At 41.4% G+C, this 25,392-nt stretch carries 12 protein-coding genes; 3 read left to right on the top strand and 9 right to left on the bottom strand.

Translation table 11 applies throughout. The features are described 5' to 3' along the window. Positions 1-6 precede the first annotated feature (6 nt). Entirely contained in the window at positions 7-9,390 is a 9,384-nt protein-coding gene (locus A5878_RS06145; protein ID WP_086294948.1) for an Ig-like domain-containing protein, read from the bottom strand. Between the two features lie 1,159 nt (positions 9,391-10,549). Here A5878_RS06145 and A5878_RS06140 point away from each other — a divergent pair. Then, positions 10,550-11,434 (top strand): helix-turn-helix domain-containing protein, encoded by an 885-nt coding sequence (locus A5878_RS06140; protein ID WP_086294947.1) that lies wholly within the window; start codon positions 10,550-10,552, stop codon positions 11,432-11,434. Positions 11,435-11,502: 68 nt separating this feature from the next. Here A5878_RS06140 and A5878_RS06135 read toward each other — a convergent pair whose 3' ends face one another. Next, positions 11,503-13,065, bottom strand: coding sequence for a polysaccharide deacetylase family protein (locus A5878_RS06135; RefSeq protein WP_179190633.1), 1,563 nt, complete (start codon positions 13,063-13,065; stop codon positions 11,503-11,505). 291 nt (positions 13,066-13,356) lie between these two features. Between A5878_RS06135 and A5878_RS06130 the strand changes: the two genes are divergently transcribed. Beyond that, positions 13,357-13,974 (top strand): CPBP family intramembrane glutamic endopeptidase, encoded by a 618-nt coding sequence (locus A5878_RS06130; RefSeq protein ID WP_086294945.1) that lies wholly within the window; start codon positions 13,357-13,359, stop codon positions 13,972-13,974. 78 nt (positions 13,975-14,052) lie between these two features. Here A5878_RS06130 and A5878_RS06125 read toward each other — a convergent pair whose 3' ends face one another. Then, positions 14,053-17,655: a MucBP domain-containing protein gene (locus A5878_RS06125; protein WP_086294944.1), complete on the bottom strand. Its 3,603-nt coding sequence runs from the start codon at positions 17,653-17,655 to the stop codon at positions 14,053-14,055. Positions 17,656-18,292: 637 nt separating this feature from the next. Here A5878_RS06125 and A5878_RS06120 point away from each other — a divergent pair. Continuing rightward, positions 18,293-18,907, top strand: coding sequence for a helix-turn-helix transcriptional regulator (locus A5878_RS06120; RefSeq protein WP_086294943.1), 615 nt, complete (start codon positions 18,293-18,295; stop codon positions 18,905-18,907). Positions 18,908-19,024: 117 nt separating this feature from the next. On the opposite strand, the gene wecB is transcribed toward A5878_RS06120, so the two are convergent. The 6 genes from wecB to A5878_RS06090 all read right to left on the bottom strand — a co-directional run. Further along, the gene (gene wecB, locus A5878_RS06115; RefSeq protein ID WP_086294942.1) at positions 19,025-20,158 is read right to left on the bottom strand and encodes a non-hydrolyzing UDP-N-acetylglucosamine 2-epimerase; all 1,134 of its coding nucleotides are present in this window, start codon (positions 20,156-20,158) and stop codon (positions 19,025-19,027) included. An 18-nt stretch (positions 20,159-20,176) separates the two neighbouring features. Continuing rightward, the gene (locus A5878_RS06110) at positions 20,177-21,391 is read right to left on the bottom strand and encodes a nucleotide sugar dehydrogenase (protein WP_086294941.1); all 1,215 of its coding nucleotides are present in this window, start codon (positions 21,389-21,391) and stop codon (positions 20,177-20,179) included. Then, entirely contained in the window at positions 21,384-22,634 is a 1,251-nt protein-coding gene (locus A5878_RS06105) for a lipopolysaccharide biosynthesis protein (protein WP_086294940.1), read from the bottom strand. The genes A5878_RS06110 and A5878_RS06105 overlap by 8 nt, the downstream gene beginning before the upstream one ends. Further along, the gene (locus A5878_RS06100; RefSeq protein WP_086294939.1) at positions 22,627-23,802 is read right to left on the bottom strand and encodes a glycosyltransferase; all 1,176 of its coding nucleotides are present in this window, start codon (positions 23,800-23,802) and stop codon (positions 22,627-22,629) included. The genes A5878_RS06105 and A5878_RS06100 overlap by 8 nt, the downstream gene beginning before the upstream one ends. A 27-nt stretch (positions 23,803-23,829) precedes the next feature. After that, entirely contained in the window at positions 23,830-24,990 is a 1,161-nt protein-coding gene (locus tag A5878_RS06095) for a hypothetical protein (protein ID WP_086294938.1), read from the bottom strand. Then, positions 24,968-25,392, bottom strand: a 425-nt coding sequence (locus tag A5878_RS06090; RefSeq protein WP_179190632.1) for an N-acetyltransferase, incomplete at its 5' end; no start/stop codon positions are given. The genes A5878_RS06090 and A5878_RS06095, both read right to left, overlap by 23 nt.

Genomic DNA, 25,392 nt, shown 5'->3' with positions numbered 1-25,392 from the left:
GTCATGCTATTTTTGCTGGTCTTTTTTCTTTCTTGCTTTGAAGAACAAGCCAATTCCTCCGACAACGAAGACTGCTGCTCCAATCACTGAAGCGTACCAGGTTCCTTCTGATCCCGTTTTCGGCAAGAATTTACTTCCCCACCAGCTTTGGTTGTTATTGTTGCTGTTCCAATTATTGTTTCCCCAATTGCCCCAGTTGCCCCAAGCGCCATTGCTTCCGTCGGTACCATTCGTACCATCAGAACCATTGGTGCCATCCGTGCCATCGCTACCGTCAGTACCATCTGAACCATCCGTGCCATTATCACCCGTTGGTACCACGATTGGTGTTGCAGCACTGCGGTATTCTCTGCCACCTGCTGTAACGATCGCAACAACGTTAAGGGTTTCTTCTGGTGACACATCCTCTGGATCTAATGTGATGCTAAACGCACCATTTCCATTGGTCGTTCCAGTTCCGACAACATCACCCGCTTCATTCAAGATTTCGATCGTCGCATTGGCTGGTCCATTCCCGAAGACTGGATAGCCATCGGTAGGATTGCCAGTGATCGTAGCAACCGGTGCATCAACCGTCAAAGCATCGACTACGGTCGTCGTCGGATCACTTAGGGTTTCGCCATCTGCTAAAGCAAGAACCGTAACGGTTTCACCTTCCGTTGCTTCCGCGGATAGCTCAACACGCCAGTCGCCATTTTGATCGGCGATCGTTGTGATTGGTCCTTCAGCCGCGAAGATGGTCAGGAATCTACTTGTTAACGGATCGCTGATGGTAACGGTGATCGTAGCACCTGGCTCACTCGTTCCGCTGATCGTTGTATCACCAGCCGTGACTGGGTCAATGGTTGGTGTATCTGTCTTGATGCTTTCATCATCGACAGGTACGACGATTGGCGTCGCATTACTGCGGTAGTCATCCCCACCAGCCGTGACGATCGCCACAACCGATAAGTTTTCTTCTGGTGCGACATCCTCGCTAGTCAATGTGATCGTGTAGTCACCATTTTCATCGGTAGTGCCTGTTCCAACGACATCTCCCGCTTCATTCAAAATTTCAATCGCTGCATTGGCAGGCCCGTTCCCAGTTACTGGATAGCCTTCTTGGGAATTACCCGTAATGGATGCTGAAGGTGCGTTGACCGTGATGCCATTAACAACGGTCGTTGCTGGTTCACTGGCGGTTTCTCCTTCACTTTGCGCCACTGCTGTTACGATTTCATCTCGAGAAACTTCCGCAACGTCCACTGACCAATTTCCTGCTTCATCTGCTTCGGTTTCAACCGCTTCTTCGCCTGTTACCGTCACGGTGACCATCGCTCCCGCTACAGCAGTACCGGTAATGGTCGTGTCACCAGCTGTGACTGGTTCGATGATTGGTGTAGCGGTTTGATCGATCGTATTCTCAACGGGCACTACGATTGGTGTCGCATTACTCCGATAGTCTTTGCCACCAGCGGTGATGATCGCAACGACATTCAATGATTCTTCAGGAGAAACAGCTTCACCAGAAAGCGTGATCGTGTAGTTGCCATTTTCATCGGTAGTGCCTGATCCAACGACTTCTCCCGCTTCATTCAAGATTTCAATCGCTGCATTTGGTGCTGCCATCCCCGTCACTGGGTAACCATCCTCTGGATTGCCAGTGATGGACGCGGTCGGTGCTGAAACCGTGATGCCATCCACACTCACTGTGATTGGTGCACTAGGATCTTTTTCAGGTGATTGTGCCACAACAGTGACGGTATCACCCTCCGCAACTTCAGGTACCTCGACTGTCCAATTGCCCTCTTCGTCCGTTTCGGTCGTGATCGGTTCATTTTCCCCAATCGTTACCGTCACCGTTGAACCTGGTTCGGCAGTCCCGCTGATCGTCGTATCGCCAGCTTTGACTGGATCGATCGTTGGTGTTGCAGTTTGTTGCTCTTCTTGATCCAAAGGTACCACGATCGGTGTCGCGTTACTGCGGTATTCTTTGCCGCCAGCTGTCAGAACTGCAACGACGGTTAAGCTTTCCGCTGGTGCAACAGCTGTTGGTTCAAGAGTGATACTGTAGTTCCCTTGCGCGTCTGCAGTTCCTGAACCGACGATTTGTCCATCGCTATTCAAGATTTGTACGGTGGCATTGGCTGGTGCCGTTCCAGTTACTGGATAGCCGTCCGTGCTATTGCCTGTGATCGTTGCACTAGGAGCAGTGACCGTCAACGCACCTACACCAACTGTGACTGGAGCGCTTGGCTCTTTGTCAGGTGATTGTGCCACAACAGTGACTGCATCGCCTTCAGAAACTTCTGGTACTTCTGCCGTCCAATTGCCTTCGTCATCCGTTTCAGCCGTGATTGGTTCCGCATCTGGTACGGTGATCGTCACGGTTGAACCTGGTTCAGCCGTTCCGCTGATGCTGGTATCCCCCGCCGTGATTGGATCGATCGTTGGTGCAGCTGTCTGATCCACTACCGTATCTGCTGGTACGATGACCGCTGTTGGATTACTGCGATACTCTTTCCCACCAGCTGTAACGATGGCAACGACGTTTAAGGTTTCTTCTGGATCGACAGTTTCAGCAGTTAAGGCCACTGTATAGTTGCCGTCTCCATCGGCAGTGCCTCTTCCAACGACTTCATTGGCTGCGTTCAAGATCTCGATCGCTGCATTGGCTGGTGCTGTACCAGTCACTGGGTAGCCATCCGTGCTGTTGCCGCTGATGGAAGCTGTTGGTGCTGCGACAGTCACTCCTTCAACGATGACAGTGATTGGATCACTTGGGTCTTTGCCGTCACTGTCTGCGACGACTGTGATGGTATCCCCTTCAGACAATTCTGGCACATCGACACTCCAGTTGCCTTCGTCATCTGTTTCGGCGGTTTCTTCTGTGCCATCCGGTAGTGTTACAGTCACAGTTGAGCCTGGTTCGGCGGTTCCGCTAACTGTTTCATCGCCTGCTTTGATTGGATCAACCGTTGGTGCCGTTGTTTGATTTTCACCCGGTTCAGCTGGCACCATGATCGGTGTCGCTGGACTGCGATAATCCTTGCCACCAGCTGTGACCACCGCAACCACCGTCAAGTTTTCTTCAGGAGAGACATCTTCACTGGTCAAATTGATCGTGTAAAGCCCTGCATCATCGGTTGTACCCGTTCCAACTGTCTCGCCAGCTTCATTCAAGATTTCGATGGTCGCATTCGCTGGTCCTGTTCCGGTCACTGGATAGCCATCGGCTGCATTGCCGCTGATAGACGCACTAGGCGCCGCCACCGTTAATGCCCCGACCGTGATCGTTGCTGGTGTACTTGGTGTTTCATTTTCTATTTCTGCCACTGCTGTAACAGTCGTCCCTTCGGAAAGCGCTGGTACCTCAGCTTGCCAATTGCCCTCGTCGTCAACTTCAGCGGTGATTGGGTCTTCCTCACCGACCGTCACGCTGACTGTTGCTCCTGGTTCGGCTGTTCCGCTGATTTCTGTTGCGCCAGCCACTGCTGGATTGATCGTTGGTGTCGCCGTTTGATCCGCTGGCACCACGACAGCCGTTGGTTGACTACGGAAGTCATCCCCACCTGCGGAAACGATGGCAACGACACGGACCGTTTCCCCCGCTGATACTTCTTCACTGGTCAAGGTAACGGTGTAAACGCCATTCTTATTGGCTGCCCCTCTGCCAATCACTTGATCATCAGCATTTAAGATTTCGATTGCCGCATTGGCTGGTGCTGTACCAGTTACTGGATAACCATCTTCACTATTGCCAGAAATCGTTGCCGTTGGTGCTGCCACGATCAGCCCTTGCACCGTCACTGTTACTGGTAAACTTTCTGTTTTGCCGTCTGCCAAGGCAATAACTGTCAAGACATCATCCAGAGAAACCGTCGGCACAGTTGCCGTCCAATCACCTTCGTCATTCGCTGCCACTGTAACAGTATCGCCATTTGGTAGTTCAACCGTTACATCTGCCCCAGGTTCAGCCGTTCCGCTAACGGTTGTAGCCCCAGCAACCACGGGTGCGACAGTCGGTGCTGCTGTTTGGTCTTCTGCGTTATCTTCTGGCACCACGATAGTAGTTGCTGGACTGCGGTATTCTTGACCGCCAGCAGTTACCACTGCTACCACTCGCAAGTTTTCTGCTGGAGAAACACCTTCTGTCAAGGTGATCGTATACTCACCGTCTCCATTGGCAGTCCCACTGCCCACCACTTCATTGTCATCATTTAAGATTTCAATGGCTGCGTTGGCTGGTGCTGTCCCTGTGACTGGATAGCCGTCAGTACTGTTGCCAGTGATCGTTGCCGTTGGTGCTGCCACGTTCAAGGCACCGACACCGACACTGATTGGTTCACTTGGGTCTTTGCCTTCAGCTTCAGCAACCACTGTGACCGTGTCGCCTTCTGAAAGCTCTGGTACGGTGACCGTCCAATTGCCTTCCTCATCCGTTTCGGCAGTCACTGGATCTTCTCCAGGAATCTCCACCGTCACCGTTGAACCAGGTTCGGCCGTTCCTCCGACGGATGTATCCCCTGCTTGCACTGGCTCGATCGTTGGTGTGGTCGTCTGGTCTGCTGGTACCACGATGGAAAGCGGTGCACTGCGGTATTCATCGCCCCCAGCGGTTACCACTGCCACCACCTGAAGCGTTTCTGAAGGATCAACATCGTCGCTGCTCAAGGTGATGCTGTAGGCACCTTCCTCATTTGCTTCGCCACTGCCGACAACCTCACCGGCTGCATTTAAGATCTCAATCGTTGCATTCGGCGTTGCCGTTCCTGTAACTGGATACCCCTCTGTACTATTGCCGCTGATCGCTGCTGTCGGTGTTGCCACACTAAGTGGATTTACGATGACCGTTGCTGCGTCACTTGGCGTTTCCCCATCAAGGGTCGCTACCACTGTAACTGTTTCTCCTTGAGAAACCTCGGGCACCGTTGCCGTCCAATTGCCTTCGTCATCTGCTTCGGCAGTGACGGGCTCTGCGTCACCAATCGTTACCGAAACTGTCGCACCAGGTTCAGCCGTTCCGCTGATCGTGGTGTCGCCGGCTGTCACCGTTTCAATGGTTGGGACTGCGGTTTGATCCAATGGTACTGTGATTGGGGCAGCCGCACTGCGGTAATCTTGACCACCGGCTGTGACTACCGCCACCACCCGTAAGGTTTCAGCTGGAGACGCATCATCACTCGTCAACGTGATCGTGTATTGGCCTTCGTCATTGGCAGTGCCAGTACCTACTACTTCGTCATCGGCATTCAAGATTTCGATGGCTGCATTGGCTGGTGCCGTTCCCGTTACTGGGTACCCATCGGTACTATTGCCACTGATCGTCGCGGTTGGCGTAGCAATCGTCAATCCATTGACCCCAACACTGATTGGTGCACTTGGGTCTTTGTCTGGTGCTTGTGCGACCACTGTGACGGTTTCTCCTTCAGAAACTTCAGGAACTTCAACCGTCCAGTTGCCCTCGTCATCGGCTTCACCAGTCACAGGTTCTTCACCTGGGATCGTTACTGTCACCGTAGCGCCTGGTTCGGCAGTCCCACTGATCGTCGTGTCCCCTGCATTGATTGGGTCGATGGTTGGTAATGCTGTTTGTTCAAGCTCATCTGCTGGTACCGTCACTGGTGTGGCAGGACTGCGGTACTCATCCCCGCCAGCTGTTACGATCGCAACGACAGACAAGGTTTCTTCTGGTGCTGCATCGGCTGGTGCGATGGTTACCGTATAGTTTCCATCCCCATCGGCTGTGCCAGTACCAATCACATCGCCTGCTTCATTCAGTACTTCGATCGCTGCATTCGCTGGTGCAGTCCCCGTGATTGGATAACCATCGGTACTATTGCCGCTGATGATCGCTGTCGGTGCTGCCACCGTCACTCCTGCGACCCCGACGCTGATTGGCGCGCTTGGCTCTTTGCCTTCAGCTTCCGCAACAACTGTGACTGTATCGCCACCAGAAACTGCTGGCACTTCTGCAAGCCAGTTTCCTTCGTCATCCGTTTCAGCCGTTACTGGTTCTTGATCCGTGATCGTCACAGTAACCGTCGACCCTGGTTCTGCCGTTCCGCTAATCGTGGTATCACCCGCTGTAACCGGATCGATCGTTGGTGTCCCTGTTTGTTCAATGTCTGCTGGTACCGTGATTGGTGTGGCATTACTGCGGTAGTCTTGACCGCCTGCTGTCACAACTGCCACCACCTGCAAGGCTTCTTCTGGCGCCACATCGGCTGGATCTAAGGTCACGGTATAAGCACCCGTGTCATCCGCCGTCGTGCTACCAACAACATCGCCTGCTTCATTCAAAATCTCAATTGCCGCATTCGGTGTCGTTGTTCCGCTGACTGGATAGCCATCCGTGCTATTGCCTGTGATGGAAGCGCTCGGTGCACTGACCGTAACACCATCAACGGTCACGGTAATCGGTGCACTTGGATCTTTGCCTTCGGCCTCGGCAACGACTGTTACCGTATCGCCTTCTGATAATTCAGGAACCGTCGCTTCCCAGTTGCCTTCGTCATCGGCTTCTGCCGTGATCGGATCGCCTTCAGGCAGCGTGATCGTCACTGTTGCCCCTGGTTCAGCCGTTCCGCTGACAGTCGTATCCCCAGCTGTTACTGGGTTGATCGTTGGTGTTTCCGTCAAGTTTTCTACATCATCTGCAGGAACTACAAGCGGTGTGCCTGTACTGCGATAGTCTTCACCACCAGCCGTCACGATCGCTTCCACCCGCAAGTTGTCGCCAGCTGCCACCTCTTGAGGATCAATGGTGATCGTGAAGTTGCCATCGTCATCGGCTGTTCCACTACCAACGACATCGCCTGCTTCATTCAAAATTTCAATCGCTGCATTGGCAGTCGCTGTTCCCGTTACTGGATACCCATCTGTGCTATTTCCAGTGATCGTAGCTGTTGGCGCCGCCACAGTTAAACCGCTTACGCTCACGGTGATTGGGGCACTCGGATCTTTGCCTTCAGACTCAGCTACGACCGTCACGGAATCGCCTTCTGCCAATTCAGGAACCGTTGCTTCCCAGTTGCCTTCATCATCGGCTTCAGCCGTGATTGGGTCGCCTTCAGGAAGCGTGATCGTTACCGTTGCCCCCGGTTCGGCTGTCCCACTAACAGTTGTATCTCCAGCACTGACTGGATCGATCGTTGGTGTTTCCGTCTGCAGGATATCTGCAGGCACCACAACAGGTGTTGGGTTGCTTCGATAGGTTTCGCCGCCAGCGGTCACAACCGCCGTCACATTCAGGGTTTCTTCCGCGGCAACATCCGCTGGATCTACCGTCACCGTATAAACGCCATTCTCATTGGCAGTACCTGTTCCGACAATTTCGCCATCCGCATTGGTGATCTCAATGGCCGCATTTGGTGCAGCTGTTCCAGTCACTGGATAGCCCTCTTGACTATTTCCTGTGATCGAAGCCGTTGGTGCATTGACCGTTAAGGCGGACACGGTGGTGCTTGCTGGCTGACTTGGTGTTTGTCCTTCTAGTTCGGCGACAGCTGAAACCGTATCGCCCTCTGACACTTCGTCCACGTCAACACGCCAATTGCCCTCTTCATCGGCTTCCGTCACGATCGGATCTGCACCGTTGATCGTCACAGTAATCGAGGCACCAGGCTCAGCCGTTCCGCTGACGCTTGTATCCCCGGCAGTCACCGGTTGAATCGTTGGTGTTCCCGTTTGTTGCTCCGCATCATCTGCTGGAACGACGATTGGCGTATTGCCACTACGGTAAGTTTGCCCACCGGCAGTGACGATTGCGACAACATTCAAGTTTTCATTTTCTGCTACATCTGCTGGGTTCAACGTGATACTGTAGTTGCCGTTCTCATTTGCCGTCCCAGAGCCAACGACTTCACCTTCGGCATTGGTGATTTCAATGGCTGCATTTGCTGCGGCTGTCCCTGTCACAGGATACCCATCGGTGCTGTTTCCTGTAATCGAAGCCGTCGGTGCATTGACCACTGGTGCCGCTACCGTTGCCGTTGCAGGTTCACTCGCCGATTCCCCATCAGCTTCCGCTACTGCTGTGACTGTATCACCTTCTACCAATTCAGGGACATCGGTCGTCCAATTGCCGTCACCATCTGCGGTTATGGTAATAGGTGCACCGCCGTTGATCGCCAATGTGATGACTGCGCCTGGCTCAGCTGTTCCGCTGATCGTCGTTTCCCCTGCTGTCAATGGATTGATCGTTGGTGTATCGGTTTGATCTTCTGGTGTGTCTGGTGCAAACCAAATCGAGTTATTGCCGTCAGCATCCGTAAATAAATCAATGGTGATGAGGTCAAGCTGAGACATCGTTGCTTCGAAGCGAGCTTCGTAAGGAGTGGAAGGATTCGCCACACCATTTTCAACCAATTGCGCATAGGTCGGACTGGTAACATTCGTTGGAATCACCACGTTGGTTTGACCTAAAACAGAAGCAGAAGCAACCTGATCTGCTAGATCTGTCGTAGCATTCAAGACATTTTGAGCAGTTTCAACCGTGCCATTTAAAGTCGCTTTGGCGGTATTGACTGTTGTTTGAACCAGTGTATTGATCCCGCTGATCAAGGTACCAATTCCTGGGATGCCGCTGGCACCATCTAGAATACTGACTTGGATCTGTGCCGCTTGTAAATTATCAAGAATTTGATTGATGCGCTGATTGACAACGATAAATAAACCATCATCCACATTGGCAATCAGGGCACGTTCGTTATCGGTTAGTCCAGCTGGAACTTCAAAATTCGCTTGGCCAAATTGTCCAAGCTGGTTTAGTAAGTCTAACTGGGTCGTAATTTCACTTAAATTGACGGTAATCACTTGGCTGACATCTACGATTGAAGCCGCCGTATACAACGGATTCGGCAAGCCACCAACGATTGTTGGCGGAATATCCAATGCGTCAGCTAAATTTTGATTGACGATCCCATCCACCGTGCTGATCAAGGTATTGACTGCTGGTGTGACTGTCCCGATCAATGTTTGCAAGGCTGGGAAATTTCCCAATTGTAGTGTCACATTGGTGGAAATTGATGCATTTCCTGCCGGTTGAACCAAACCAGTAAGCCCTTGAGGAACCCCAACAACTGCGACTTTATCCCCATTCAAGACATCAACCGTTACTGCATTTGATCCAGAAATCGAGAAATTGACTTGGTTCGTTGCACCAGGAGTTGCGTAAGGTGCAGACGCACTCGTGCCTGAGTTATTAGACGCTGTGATATCTGAGAAAAGTTCAGCTGAAACCAAAGCAGCTTCAACCGTCGTTGGTGCCCATAATAAACTTGCTGGCACGACCACCGTACTCGTCAACAACATCCCACTGACAGTTAAATTCGCAATAATATTTTTCTTTGTTCGAACGCGTGTGTTTTTCTTTGAATCCATGAGCTTTTTGTAATTTATGCCTTTCATTCATTCTCCTCCTGTTCGAAATAATTTAACCGACAAAAGATAAAACTGATGATCTCTGGAATGTTTCCTGCCCCCTTTAAAACCAGATGAAAATCTATTTCAACCCAACACCCAAAGGCATAGAGAGAAAACAAAAGTTACCGATCGCAAAGCGAATATTTTTTCGCATGCTTTCTGAAAAACCCAGTGATCTTTGTTCAAATAGTTTCGCAGCACATTAGCATACGCTTGTGAAAACCAAGAAATAAAATAACTAATTGAACACACTGTATAACAAAATTCCAGCAAATTTATTTCTTTCCAACAAATTATAAACACGATAAATAATTAAAAAAACACTGAAATTAACGTTACAAAACATAAAACATTTATTTTATAAACAAGCGCAGATTATTTATATTTATCTTATAAACAGATGCATAACGATAAAATGCTAACATTTTTTATCAAAAAAGCACCTTACTATTCATAATTAATCAATATAATGAATACGATTACATTTGTTTCTTTATACTCAACAAGAGAGAAAAACGATGATGTTGTTTTTTCTTGTCTTCAACCCCGTTTTTTACCTACGAAAATAAAAAAACAAAAATAATTCAGGCGCTTTTCACGATATTGTCTAAAATAACTCTTACCGACGAAAAAAATGGGCTCGAAAAGCTCCCAGAACGTTCTGTGAAAAAAGGAATGAAAATCTCCTATTAAAATCGAGCGTGAGCAATCATGAAATGAAATTTCTTCAATCGCCATTTACTTTTTTCTTTCAGGGAAATTCTTCCGTAGCTATTTGGTCTTATATTTTGGACGTAAGCGTTCATTCGCTTCTTTTTGTTTATACTTGCTGGTAAGAAGGAAACGCTGCTGCCCAATCGTCTTCTTCTAATGCCACATAAGGAGCATGAGAAGATGGATTGGTTAGTAATGATTCTTGTATTGATATGTCTTAGTTTTGTCTGAGAAAAAAGCGTGAGAACGAATCGTTCTCACGCTTTCTTATTATTTCACGCCCTCTCTGGGTGCACATTACCGCGAAACATCCTTCCATCAAATCAGAAGCGGTCTGAAATATAAGACCTTTTTAATTCCTACACTGGACTTGTTTTACTATAATGGGGATACATGATTTCATTAATTCAATGAGAGCGGAGACTTTCTTATGTATGGCGAAACGATCAGACAAATCCGATTGAAAAAAGGCTTCACCCAAAAAGAAGTCTATGGCACGATTATTTCAAAGTCTTATGCCATCGAATTTGAAAAAGGCAAGCATCAGATTGCTGCCAACCTGCTATTGCAAATCTTAGAAAATCTATCAATGGATATCGATGAATTTCTCTATATCGCGAATGGCTATCGGCTGGATGAGCAAAACAGCTACAACCATCGGTACACGCAATATTCAAACAAGCACGATATCAACCAGTTACAAATTCTGTTACAGGAACTGCAGCAAACCTCTAGCCGACTTAACAATGTCCGCATCGCAGAGGTTCGCTCACGGATCCGCATGCTGCAATGCTTGGCAGAGCATGTGGTCTATCGGAAACGTGCGGTTTTGGAATGTGATCGTCAAACGATTATTTCCTATCTCGTTGATGTTGAGAGCTGGACGTTACAAGAAATCCAACTATTTGGCAACACCATCGATCTTTTGGACAACGACCATAATTTCCTCTTTTTCAAAAAAGTATCCAAGATGCTCGAGTACTACATCGATATGGAAAAAGGTCGGGAAATTTATTGCGCGCTACTGATCAATTTGATCGAATATACACTAAAACACCAGCAATACGATGCGACGGAAGTTCTCGTCGTCCAATTGAAACTTTTGGCGACAGACTACAAAGAATTTTTCCACCAAACCGTCTGCAAATTTTTCCAAGGCGTGTTGCTCTTACGAACTGGTGATCATAAAGCTGGTGAAACGATCACGCAAAAGATGCTAGCTATCATGCGAGAATTGGATCAAGGTGCCCTTGCCGATGATTTTGCTTTGCTGCTGGATGATGACTACCTCCGAGCATTTGCCTCCTCCGAGTGATAAAACGGCAACTGCAGTGTTCGTTAAAAAAAGGAAGTGATGATTGCCATCCCTTCCTTTTTCAGCTATTAGCTAACACTGCGTTCGTCTGTCGCACCAAAGTATTGATACATTGGTTTTTGGTTGCCATTTAGCAATTGATCCACCGTCACAAATTCATAGCCTTGCGCTTTCAGCGTTTGAATAATACCTGGTACGGCTTGAACGGACTTTGGATGAATATCATGAAGTAAAATAATCGCCCCATCATAGACGTTGTTTTGAACGACTTTCAAAATTTTGTTCTGGTCTTTCAGCTTCCAATCCTCGGTATCAACACTCCATTGAATGATCGATTTTCCTGCCGCTTGGGCGCTTTGTTGATCGATCGCCCCATATGGCGGGCGCAAATTCTTCGGTAAGACCCCTGTCGCCTGATAGATTGCTTTGTCCGTTTTGGTTATTTCCGCTTTGACCTCCTCTGGCGATAGCGTGTTTAATTGGGGATGTGAATAGGAGTGACTGGCAATTTCATGCCCTTCCTCATGGACTTTTTTCGCAACTTCAGGATATCGATCCACCATTTGGCCTAATTCAAAGAACGTTGCCTTCACATCATTGTCTTTCAAGATTTTTAAGAGATCCAATGTCGAGGTATTGTTTGGTCCATCATCGAAAGTCAACGCAACATATTTTTTGTTTTCGTCTAACATCGCTTGTTGCTCTTTCAATTGATCCGCATTGACAAGCTCTGGATCAATAAACGGCGCAATCTCTTTGTAAGCCAAAGTGATCTCGGATACGCCTGTTTGATTTTGCGGCAACTGGAGCGTTATTTTTTCAGGATCATAAGTAAATTTCGAGTCATAGGTAATTCGGTCCATCCCCAGAACCGCATCAAGGATTTTAGTCGGTTCTTTGGCTTGATCCAAAAGCTTTTGTTGAATGACTTGCTGGATCCCTAACAAGCTGCCTTCATCGGGTACTAATTCCTTCAAGGATAGTTCATTGCCAGTTTTCTCGGAAATAAAAATTGGATCGGCAACCACGCTATCCGCATCTTCAAACCGCCCAGTCTCCCGATTCCAAACATAGCTGTCCGCTTTTAAGGAATAGGTTGACACTTTTGATGCAACTGCTTGTGCTTGAATCCGGGCGATCGTAACGGTCTCTTTGTCGGCGTGTTTTTTGCATAGCTGGTTCGCCATGGTCGATAATTTCTTACTTGCATCCTTTACAGGGATGGCATTTTCTTCTTTTGGTCGGAAAATCAATTCTTTTTTGTCGCCATCAGACAATGTTTCAAGTTTTGCGGGAATTCCCTCTTTGGCTTGTTCTTCTTGGATCGATGCTAATAGCTTTTGCGCGGCAGCTTCATATTTTTCGCGTGCCAATGCTTCTTGCTGCTTCAAAGTAAAAGCGATATAGCCCCCAGTGGCGATAATGACAATTGTCAGCAGCGTCATCAATGAAAAGAGATATTTGCGATGGGTTGGCTTCTTTTTAGAAACTTGACGATTGGCAGTTGGCGTGCGTCTTGTCGTTCCCGTTGTTTGCTTTTGATGTGATTCGACCCTCGAAATAGGTACTTGTTTTTCAGAAGTCGCTTCTCTATGTTGTGAATTATTTGAATCATTGCTTGATTTCTTCATAAACATTCTCCCTCAAACATAATAACGTAAACAAAATGTAACATAAGCGTAATAATATTTCAACAGTGTTACAGTGATTCTTATAAACTTCTCTTTTTGTTCACAAATTTTGAGAATTGCTCTTAGAAATCCTTTATTCTGCTTTTAAGAAAACCAATTCTGCCAAGTATGATATCGTGTTCACTGCTTTTTCTTTTTGTTTAAAAATAATGAGAGATATCTTTTTGTACTTTGAAGTTTTTTCTGTTTATAATTCAGCATGTGGCAATTACTATGAAGGATGTGTTCAAAATGAAACACAAATCAGCAGTTTATTTATTCGTTCTTACCTTAATCATTGGGTTAACCTATCAATTACTTCCTTATACCCCACTAAACGATTCCGTGTTATCGATCGCCGGTACCATCTGGAATCTGGTCTTCGCATTTAGTGCAGGGTATTTTCTCTTACGAACGACCTTTTTGGAGCAGTTCAAACATTTTCGTTTCACCGTTTTATTGTGGGGTGTCCCTTTCGTCATTTTGACTGGCGTGTTCTTTTCCTTTATTTATGCCGCTATTTTTGGACAACCAACAACCAACTCGATCAGCGAAACCATCACTGTCCAAATGGTCTTTTTGCAAGTCCCCTTTATGCTGATGGGAGAAGAATTGCTTAGTACCAACCTCTTGTTGGCCTTGCAGAAAAGAGGCCTTTCTTTTGCCTGGTCATCCATCATTTGCAGTGTGCTATTCGCTTTATGGCACATCTTAGCGTACGGCTTTCATCCAGCTCAATTATTGATCACCTTGATGCCTGCCAGATTGGCACTCAACTACGTTTGGAAAAAATCCAATAGCGTATGGGTCAGCTGGATCTGCCATTTTCTCTATGACTCTCTGGGATTCATTTCATTTTTAGGTAAATAAGCAACAAAAAGGACAGCTGAAGCCTAGCTGTCCTTTTTGTTAGTCAGTAACGCCTTTCCCCAATGGCTTACTTAATCACTATTTTCGCTTTCTGAAATAAAGCCAGCTTGCCGTGGCGATAAAGCACAAACCAACTACAAATGGGAACAACGTCCCCTGTTCATCGGTCTGCGGCAATCTTTGTGCAGAAGCGCTTTTTTTCGAAGTAACAGTCGCCGTTGGTTCTTTTTTATCAGAAATAACGACGGTTGCTGCATTTTCTTTTGTATAAACATACGTCACAGTTGCCTCTTCCTTACCGAATGTACCTTTGGCATTTTGCGGCAGCCGACTTTCGTTTAATATGTAGCCTTCGATTTTTACTTGATATTTTTCTGTGCTGGCATCATAAGACTCGCCTACGTTTCCACTAATTGTTTGTGAAGCGTGAATTTCTTTAGCTTCCGTATCCACGTACTCCACAGTGACATCCGTTGCTGGTATCGGATTTTTTGTGTAGATATACGTTACTGTTTGCGTTGTTTCGCTAAATATGCCTTTACTATTTTCTGGTAATTGGCTTTCGTCTAAAGTGTAGCCTTCAATCACTAATTGATAGTTCTTCTTGCTGGTATCATATGAGTCACCCATGTTTCCACTGATCGTTTGTGAAGAGTGAATTTCGTTGCCTTCTGTATCCAAGTACTCCACTGTGACATCCGCTGCTGGTATCGGATTTTTTTTGTAAATGTAGGTGACTGTTTGTGCTGTTTCGCTAAAGACACCTTTACTGTTTTTTGGTAATTGGCTTTCGTCTAAAGTGTAGCCATCGATTGTTAGCTGATATTTTTCTGTACTAGCATTATAAGAATCGCCCACATTTCCACTGATAATTTGAGAAGGATGAACTTCTTTGCCTTCTGTATCCACGTACTCCACTGTTACATCCGCTGCTGGTACGGGATTTTTTTTGTAGATGTAAGTGATGGTTTGCGCGGTTTCTCCAAACACACCCTTGCTGTTTTCTGGTAATTGGCTTTCGTCTAGTGTATAGCCATCGATCGATAGTTTATATTGATCTGTGCTTACATCGAAAGAGTCGCCTACATTCCCGCTAATCGTTTGACTAGCGTGGATTTCGTTGCCTTCTAAATCTACATACTCAATCGTGACATCCGCTGCTGGTACAGGATTTTTTGTGTAAAGGTAGGTGACAGTTTGCGCGGTTTCACTAAATACGCCAGTACTGTTTTCTGGTAATTGGCTTTCGTCTAGTATATAGCCATCGATCGATAGTTTATATTGATCTGTGCTTGCATCGTAAGAGTCGCCCACATTCCCGCTAATCGTTTGAGAAGCGTGAATTTCGTTGCCTTCTGTATCCACATACTCCACTGTTACATCCGCTGCAGGTGTCGGATTCTTTGTATACACATAGGTGACTGTTTGCGCTGTTTCGCTAAATACACCTTTACTATTTTCTGGTAATTGGCTTTCGTCTAGTGTATAGCCATCGATTTTTAGTTGGTATTGTTCTGTGCTAGCATCATATGAATCACCCACATTACCGCTAATCGTTTGGCTAGCGTGGATTTCGTTGCCTTCTGTATCCACGTACTCCACTGTGACATCCGCTGCTGGTACGGGATTTTTTGTGTAAATGTAGGTAACGGTTTGCGCTGTTTCTCCAAACACACCCTTACTATTTTCTGGCAATTGGCTTTCATCCAATGTATAGCCATCGATTTTTAGTTTATATTGATCTGTACTAGCATCGAAAGTGTCGCCCACATTACCGCTAATCGTTTGAGAGGAGTGTATTTCGTTGCCTTCTGTATCCACATATTCAACAGTTACATCCTCTGCGGGTATCGGATTTTTTTTGTAGATGTAGGTGACTGTTTGCGCTGTTTCGCCAAATACACCCTTACTGTTTTCTGGTAATTGGCTTTCGTCTAGAGTGTAGCCTTCAATCACTAATTGATAGTTCTTCGTGCTGACATCGTATGGTTCGCCTACGTTTCCACTTATAATTTGAGAAGGATGAATTTCGTTGCCTTCTGTATCCACGTACTCAACCGTTATATCTGCTGCTGGTATCGGTTTTTTTGTGTAGATATATGTGACGGTTTGTGCCGTTTCGCTAAATACGCCTTTACTATTTTCTGGTAATTGGCTTTCGTCTAGTGTATAGCCATCGATTGATAGTTTATATTGATCTGTGCTTGCATCGTAAGAGTCGCCAACATTCCCGCTAATCGTTTGGCTAGCGTGGATTTCGTTGCCTTCTAAATCTACATACTCAATCGTGACATCAGCTGCGGGTACAGGATTTTTTGTGTAGATGTAGGTGACTTTTTGTGCTGTTTCGCTAAACACACCTTTAAGATTTTCTGGCGACTGGCTTTCATCCAATGTATAGCCATCGATCGATAGTTTATATTGATCTGTACTAGCATCGAAAGTGTCGCCCACATTACCGCTAATCGTTTGAGAGGAGTGTATTTCGTTGCCTTCTGTATCCACGTACTCGACCGTCACATCCGCAGCTTGTATCGGATTTTTTGTGTAAATGTAGGTGATGATTTGCGCTGTTTCGCTAAATACGCCAGTACTGTTTTCTGGTAATTGGCTTTCGTCTAGGGTATAACCGTCAATTGATAGCTTATACTCATCCGTACTAGCATCATATGAAGCACCAATGGTACCAGATAAAGTCTTCGTTTCATGGATTTCTTGCCCTTGAGTATCAAGATATCTGACAGTTACCTCTCCCACCTGCTCCGGATCAACAATGACATTGACTACATGTGTCGTATATACACTATATGAAGCTTGTCTAGCCATAAAAATTGCTACGTAAGTCCCCGGTTTGCTTGGATCAACATTTGTATAGTAAGGAATGATCTGTGAATCAGAAATACTTTTTTCTATGTTGCCGCTAAAATTTAACTTAAACGCCTCGATCCCTAATGCCTGTGTTGAGAATTCGAAGGTACTGTTTACAGGAATATGAATAGTATCGGGGCTATCTCCAAAAGCATACTCGCCTACAATTTGACGCTCATAAAGTGCCAATGTTTTGGTTTCTCCTGCTTGCAAATTGATAGAATTTCCAATCGATGTAAATGCGTAGTTCAATCTTTGATTCGTTGTACCCACTTGCTTAATAAAGTAGCCCCCTGAAGGAACCTGAATCGTTACCTTTCCTGAACTGTCCGTGACTAACAACGTCACTTCACCAGATGTCGAGGAGGTCAATGTGAAATAAGCGCCTTGGATTGGCTGGTTTGAATTACTATCTAAAACTTGAACCGTCAGTTGCGCATTGGCAGCTCTTGCAGACGACGGATCAACAGAAGAAGGGACATTATTTACAGGGCTTGCAGCAGGTTCTTCTTTATTTTCTGATCCGCTGATGGCTTCTTTACTGTCACTACTTGCTTGTGTTTGCTCATTCTTAGCATCCACACGCGCTGAGGTCGTTGTTGTTAGCGTAGGATTTTCTACTTGAGAGGTAGCTTGTCCAGCATCCGCAGAAGCATTCGTATCATCAGATTGTACAGTTTTCACTTCTTCCTGATCCACCTGCGGAGATTCTGAAAACACTTGGCTTTCCGCCACTACCTGAAATGCTGGCGTTACCACCGCAGCACTTAATAAGATTACTAAAGATAGAATAGATTTAAACTTCTTTTTCACAAACTTTCACCTTAACCTTCTTTTTCAAAATTAAAACCTTTTTATCCAAACTTTTTTTACGCCTAAAAATCATTATAATTTATTAATTTTTAATTTACAAACAATTTTTTATTTAGCGTAGCATCCACTCCTATCAAAAATTTTTTATGCGGACACATGAAATACCATTGATCGTATGTATACTTAATTCACTTGTCATCGCATTGCATCACCTCTTCACAATTTTATAATTCAAGCACCCTTACCTTCAAGCAAATCCAGTGCAAACCAGCGCAAATCTTCTTTGCATCCTTGTTTTATCAATGATTTCATTTTTAAAAAAGCAAATTATTTTTTACTTAAACGTGGCATTCTTTTTTTGAATGATTCGAGCAAGTCTATCTTCTACTCTCAATATGTGCTATCTTTGAACATTTATCAGTTCATATATGACAATTGTTACCTATTACAGGTGAAGGATTCACTGAAAAAAATCGAGCACTTTCAGGAAATTTTTTAGGAATATCTGACATAAGCTCATTTAAATTTAATCTTTTAAGAACAAAGAAAAGAACTTGTGCATTTTTTCGTTAAATCGAGCTTTACAATTGTTTCTTTGAACCGCTTTATGATAGGATAGGTCAGAAGGAGCATTGAAATGACTATAGCTGAAAAAATAAAAGAGAGTCGCTTGAAGTTAGGACTCACCCAACAAGAAGTTTCCGAAAAATTATTTGTTACCAGACAAACGATCTCAAATTGGGAAAACAACCGAAGTACCCCAGACATCGATACATTGATCAAATTAAGTGATTTCTATCAAATCGATTTAGAGTCACTGCTAAAACCAGAACAATTAGCAGAAGAACCAGAAATAAAGATCGAGGAGAAGAAAAAAACCTTCCGTCTTCCTCTATACTTGCTCAATTTAACTGCAGTCGTCGCTTGCGTTTTCACCGACTTCTTAACACCAACAGGAACAATGACCCTATGGACAGCTGCTGCACATTTTTTGTTACTAGTTAACTTTGTCCTTTTATTCGGCTTTTTCCTCACAAAAAAAAGACCCCTCCCTGCAAAAACAATTGTCTTTGCATTAGGAAAAGGTCTGATGATCTTAGCCATTATATTAGGTTTTACTCTTTGGTCGAATAAAGGAGCTTCCGCTGATGCGTTACATCTGATTGGCCATAATTATGGTCATTTTATCTATTTGACGTTTAAAGCAATCGGGGTGATTTATTTGTTTGATTGGCGGAAGTTTATCTACTAAAAAATTTAAGCAGTTTAAAAAAACGCGTGCTTTTTATCCTATTCAGATAGACAGTTAAAATCCATATTAAATAGAAAAGTACTCTGATATCTATACAAGATATCAGAGTACTTTGTTTCAAAACTCAGAAGGTTTTTCATTAGTTAAGCCAAAGCTGTATGCAATAGCATCTAAAATTCTCTGACTAGCAAATCCATCTCCGTAAGGGTTTGAAGCTTTAGACATTTGGTCGTAAATATCATTATCTTCAAGCAATTCTTTGGCAGACACAAATACTTTATCTTCACTTGTACCAACTAATCTTAATGTGCCAGCCTCTATTCCTTCTGGTCTCTCAGTTGTATCACGTAAAACTAATACAGGTTTTCCTAAGGAAGGAGCTTCTTCCTGCACTCCTCCAGAATCTGACATAATCATATAGCTATGATTAGCAAAGTTTTGAAAATCCACCACGTCTAATGGTTCAATTAAATGAATTCGATCGCAATCAATCAAAGTTTCTTTTACGGTTTTTCGAACTATCGGATTCTTATGCATAGGGAATACCACATGTACATCATCAAAGCGTTCGACAATTCGATTTATCGCTTTGAAAACGTTCTTCATAGGATTTCCTAAGTTTTCTCTTCTATGCATTGTAACTAGTATTATTTTTTTATCCCCTATATCTGTTAATAAAGAATGACTATATTGGTCTGAAATGGTATATTTCATGGCATCAATAGCCGTATTTCCGGTAACGTAAATATCGCTGATATTTCTTTTTTCATTTAATAAATTTTTCTTACTCATCTCAGTAGGAGCAAAATAAATATCTGCTAAAACATCAGTGAGCTGTCTATTCATTTCTTCGGGAAACGGAGAGTACTTATTCCAAGTTCTTAGACCTGCTTCTACATGCCCAATTTTTATTTGATGATAAAAACTAGCTATTGATGCCGAAAAAGTTGTTGTCGTATCACCATGAACAAGAACAATATCTGGTTTTGCTTCTTCAAAAATCTGATCTAATTCTTTTATTACGCGACTTGTTATACCTGCTAATGTTTGTCCATCTTTCATTATATTTAAATCGTAATCTGCTGATAAATCAAAAATATTCATTACCTGATCTAACATTTGGCGATGCTGAGCCGTCACAGTTACAATTGACTCGAATCGAAGATCTTCTTCAATAGCTTTGACAAGTGGTGCCATTTTGATAGCCTCTGGCCTTGTACCAAATATTGTCATGATTTTAATTTTATTCATTTTATTCCTCTATTTTCGTTAAAGTTTGTATGAAAAATCAAATATGTTATGAGGATCCAAAACTAGTTTGTTTTTAAGCTTATCTTGTTGGGATTTTATTTGTGAATGTGGAACCATTACTACCACAATCTCACTATCATTAATAAAAGAATCAAAATCCATGATTTGACTTTTAACTACTCTATTATGAATCATTGGATCATAAACTCTGAAAGGTTCCGCGAAATGCTCTCCCATTTTCTCAAACATTTGCACTGTTGGGCTTTCTCGATAATCATCAACATCCTGTTTATAGGATAATCCGTAAATACCTACCTTTGACTTGTCAGTAATTCCGTGGTCTTTCATTATGTCTGTAATTCTGCTTAAAACTAGGTCAGGCATAGATTCATTAACTTCTAATGCCGCTGAAATCAATTTCGTTAATCTTGGATAATCTCCAACTAAAAACCACGGATCAACAGGTATGCAGTGTCCCCCCACTCCTGGACCAGGATTTAATATATTTACCCTAGGATGCATATTTGAAATTCTAATAATTTCATGAACATCCAGATTATCATATCTTGCTATTTTAGTTAATTCATTTGCAAACGCGATATTAACAGCTCTAAATGTATTTTCTACAACTTTGCTCATTTCTGCTGTTCTAATATCAGTACAAATAATTTCTCCTTTACAAAATGTTTGGTAGATGGTTTTAACTTTTTCAGCTATTTCCGGTAGATCAGCCCCAATTGTTCTTGAATTGTTCTCTAACTCATAAATCATTTGTCCTGGTAGTATTCTTTCTGGTGCATGAACTAAGTGAATGTCCTTATTTAGTTCTAAGTCAGAATCTTTTATTAATGGTCTAATAAATTTATCTATTGTGCCTGGAGAAACAGTAGACTCAATAATTAATATAGTTCCTTTTTTACAGACCTTCAATATTTCTTTCGTTGCCGCTATAACATAGGAAGGATCAATTTTTTTGTTTAATTTATCATATGGAGTTGGTACTGTAACGATATAAACATCGGAAGCAATATATTCATTAGTAAATTTAATATCTTTGCTTATAGCTTGATTAAATAAATTTTCTAGTCCATTTTCTTCAAATGTTAATTCTTTTCTGTTTAATTTGGAAACTAATTCCATATTATAATCCGTACCGACCACTTCATTGTTATTTGCTGCTAAAATAAGCGATGTGGGTAAACCAATATATCCTAAACCTATAACGTTAATCATTTAATTTCCTCCTGTTTTTATAAATATAAAAGTATATTAGAACATAATTAAGAGAATATCCTAAACTGATTAAGATTAGAAAACTTTCAATAGGCAAATTCATTCTTTTAGAAACAATATATATTATTAATGAAATTACTAAAAAGAGTGATTGAAAAAAAAGTTCTATAGCTTGATTTTTTGTGACTATAAAATAATTCATCAAGGAAGATACAACCAATCTCACTCCAAACATTATTGAAAGGATTCTTACATAATCACCTGTCACGATCCAATTTTTCCCAAAAAGTATTGAAAAAAGTTGAGGTGAAAAAAGAAATAGCACAAGAGAAAAGGGAATAGCTAAACATAGCAAAATCATAGTATATTTTTTTAAGGTTTTCTCGATAGTATTATCTGTGTTCCACTCATCTGCTGAACTTTTCATAAATACTTTAGACATATTACCTGTTATCAATACTAAAGGTAATCCCAATATACGAAATGACAAACTATAATATCCAAAGATTTCAGTACCATATAAAGCCGTTATTAAAAAATTCAAAATTGTATATGACATTGAGTTAATAAAATGAGCTGGAAATGAATATTTAATCATATCTGCGTTATTAAAGAAAAAATTTTTCATTTCAGTCCTTGAAATATTGGCATTCTTAATTTCATTTTTTGGAACTATTCTCATTAAACTAATAAAACCAAGAAAATTTCCGAGCAGCAAAGAAAGCAACATACCATTAACACTAAAATTCAACAAACCTAAACATATCAACAATATATTTTGGGCTAAAGAACGTAAAAAATTATATTTACCAATAAGATTATAATTTTCATACCTGTTACTATAGGCTACACCTAAATTTGAAACTCCTGTAATTACCAATATAAAAAAAATCAGAAGGAATTGAAATAAGGATAGATTCATTCCGGAAATATCACAATACAATTTATACAAAACTACTGTAAAAAAACTTAATAAAAAAATTATCAAATAAGATAGTTTTAAAGCTATATAAGAATTTTTTTCACTTTTTTCAGATACAATTAAAGAATCAAATTTTAACGACAATATAGGCATTACCATGGAAACTACGGATGATATTAAGGTATAGAACCCAAATTGTTCAGGACTAAAAATACGTGTTGTCACTGGAGATAAAATGAAAGTAATTAGTTGCGCAAAAATCGACCATATAGTTAATTGAACCATGGGTGAATGTTTCACTCTATTCAAAAATTCATGCATTTAACTTTTCCACTTTCATTAATTCTATCACTCTTTTCATTTGACTTACCCATGTATAGTTTTCCACTGCAAAATCATGCATCTTTTCTTCATAATTTTCATTTATTTTTAAATTATTATAAAATTTAATAAGCAACTCAATATCTATTGGGTTTTCATTAGCATCTACTTGAAGAGCATAGCCAAACGTATCGCTTATTTTGGTTTCTTTGTAAGCATATACAAACGGAAGTCCAAGTGAACAATATTCTTTAGTCTTAATAGTTGAACCCTCTATTAGTCCAATTCTATGCATACCGATCGAAGAGATTGCAACATCCGTCTTATTGTAAATAGAAATTAATTGCTCGTTAAATTTTGGTCCATGAAAAATAACGTGATTTTCTAAATTATTAAGTTTAACTAAATTTTTAAGATTGGAAATTTCAGGACCATCACCGACTATATTAAAAATAATTTTTTTATTGTTTTTAATATCATCAGTATATTCTTTTATACCATAAATAACTCTGTCAAAACCATGCCATTTAGATACATTAGCGACGCCTGTAAGAACAAAAGTACTTGAATCATGGATTTTATTCGTCAATGGTAAGTATTTAGTTACGTCTACACCATTATCAATTGGGATAGTTTTTACCCCCCATATGCTATCGTATGGCATGTATGTTACTATTCTATTTACGTATTGATTAAGATTTCTAGACAAAAGATTATGCGTCATAAACAAAACGTTTTTCAAAATATATTCAATATATAATTTTTTATTTTTTAAATCTTTTAATTGCTCATCGAACTCACCTTTTATAGGATAAGTAGGAACTTCTAGGATTACCTTATCTTTTCCTACACATTTAAATAGTGATAATACACTGAAATCAATAGTATTTGGAAATCTTATATATACATAATCATAGTTACTTGATATTGCTTCCATTTTAAAAACTTTATAAATACTGCGTTTGTATCGGGACAAGCCTTTTTTTATTTCAAATTTCTTTTTTATTTTCCCATTTTTTTGTATTAAAAGTTTGTTTCCTTCTCTATACATTAACTCGCTATTAATACCTAAATCATCAAAAGCATTTAATTGTGAAAGAATTTTTTTTTTGACACCTGCCATCTGCGGCAAATTAATATCAAAGTAAACCAAGTATAGCAATTTCATATTATCCCTCGCTTCATGTTCAATCTATTAAAGTACTATGGTTAGTTTTTTTCTACTTATACTTAACAATATATAGTTGACAGAAAACCAATACAACGGAGATACCCAGTATACGTTAGATAGCATAAGTGGAATAAATACTGAAACTATAAAAAAGAAATATACATTTTCTTGATTAGATTTATCATTTTTCATTTTAAACAGTTTGATTAAGTAGATAGACACAATAAATAATGGTAAAATCAAATAAATAACCCCACCTTCAATAAAATATTGTGCAAATAAATTGTGAGTATATACCCCATTTATACTTTCAAAATATCCTATTCCTCTACCAAATAAAATGTCTTTTACTCCGCCGATATCACTAGTAATTTTTTCAAATAAAAACATTCTTCCACTATCCAAATTTTGGTTTTCTATTATCAAATTCAGAGTTTTATCTATCGCATAAATTTCAATATGTAAATAACTCAGAACATCCTTCAAAAAAAAGAAAACCTTTGAAATATTTGACATGACAGCAAAAATTACAGCCCCAAAAACTCCAGTTAAAAAAATTCTAAGTCCAGTCGAATATTTATCTTTGTATAATATTTTCAGTAAAAAGAAAATCAATATACATAAAACTACACCTCGATTTCCTCTAGTTATAAAGAAATAACTTGATATTATAACCGTTATAGCAGCAACAAATTGATTAACTAAATTTTTTGAGTTTATCAAAACATATAAACTAGCAATGAAATTAGGCAACATCGAATAACTTATACCTAAAAGAATACCAATATCATAGTCATGAGTATAAACATTGTAAAGTAATATAGGTAAGGACAAACTTAAAATGTAACTCATCGAAATGAAAAATAAATCAAAATTAATAACTTTTGATAAAACAATAAAAGAAAAAAAACTGAAAAATAAAAAGTAAAACACATAGCTTTTGGTTGCTTCGAAATCAAAATTTATTACTGACAAAATTGAAATAAAAATAGTAACTAAAAAATATATAAATGATATAAGAGAAATTTTAATCTTACGTGTATTAAGATAAATTATTAAGAAAACCACTGCATAAATAAACTTATTGTAGTCATAATTCCCCAAAGAATAAGATATTAAATTTGCTGAAATAAAAATCGTAATTAAGAACATTACAAATTGATTATGCATTAACTTGTCTGTCATCTAATGGCCCTTCCATAATGCTTTTTTCAAAATAAACTAGATTATTATCAGTCTTTATAGGTTTAAATCCTAACCGTTTATAAAAATTTATTCCTCGAAAATTTGTATTCAGAACAGAGAGATAATAACTTTGATATCCCAGATCGTTTAAATAAACTTCAGAAAAATCGATTAAAGACTTTCCAATACCCTGGCTTCTATTTTTTTTATCAATTGCCAAAGACAACAAAGACATTCTAGGCATATCATAGATATTACTGTCTGATTTTACTGTAGAAATTACTCTAGATAATGTTCCACTGATCACAGGTTTATTAAGCAGCACAAATTTTTTTAATATATTTTTAGAAAGAAGCAAGAAATTATTCTTATTAAGAACGTCTTTTCCTAAATTAGTTAAAT

It is taken from the genome of Enterococcus sp. 3G6_DIV0642 (genome assembly GCF_002140635.1).
Classification (GTDB): Bacteria; Bacillota; Bacilli; order Lactobacillales; family Enterococcaceae; genus Enterococcus_D; species Enterococcus_D casseliflavus.
This window is presented reverse-complemented; position numbering and strand designations above follow the sequence as displayed.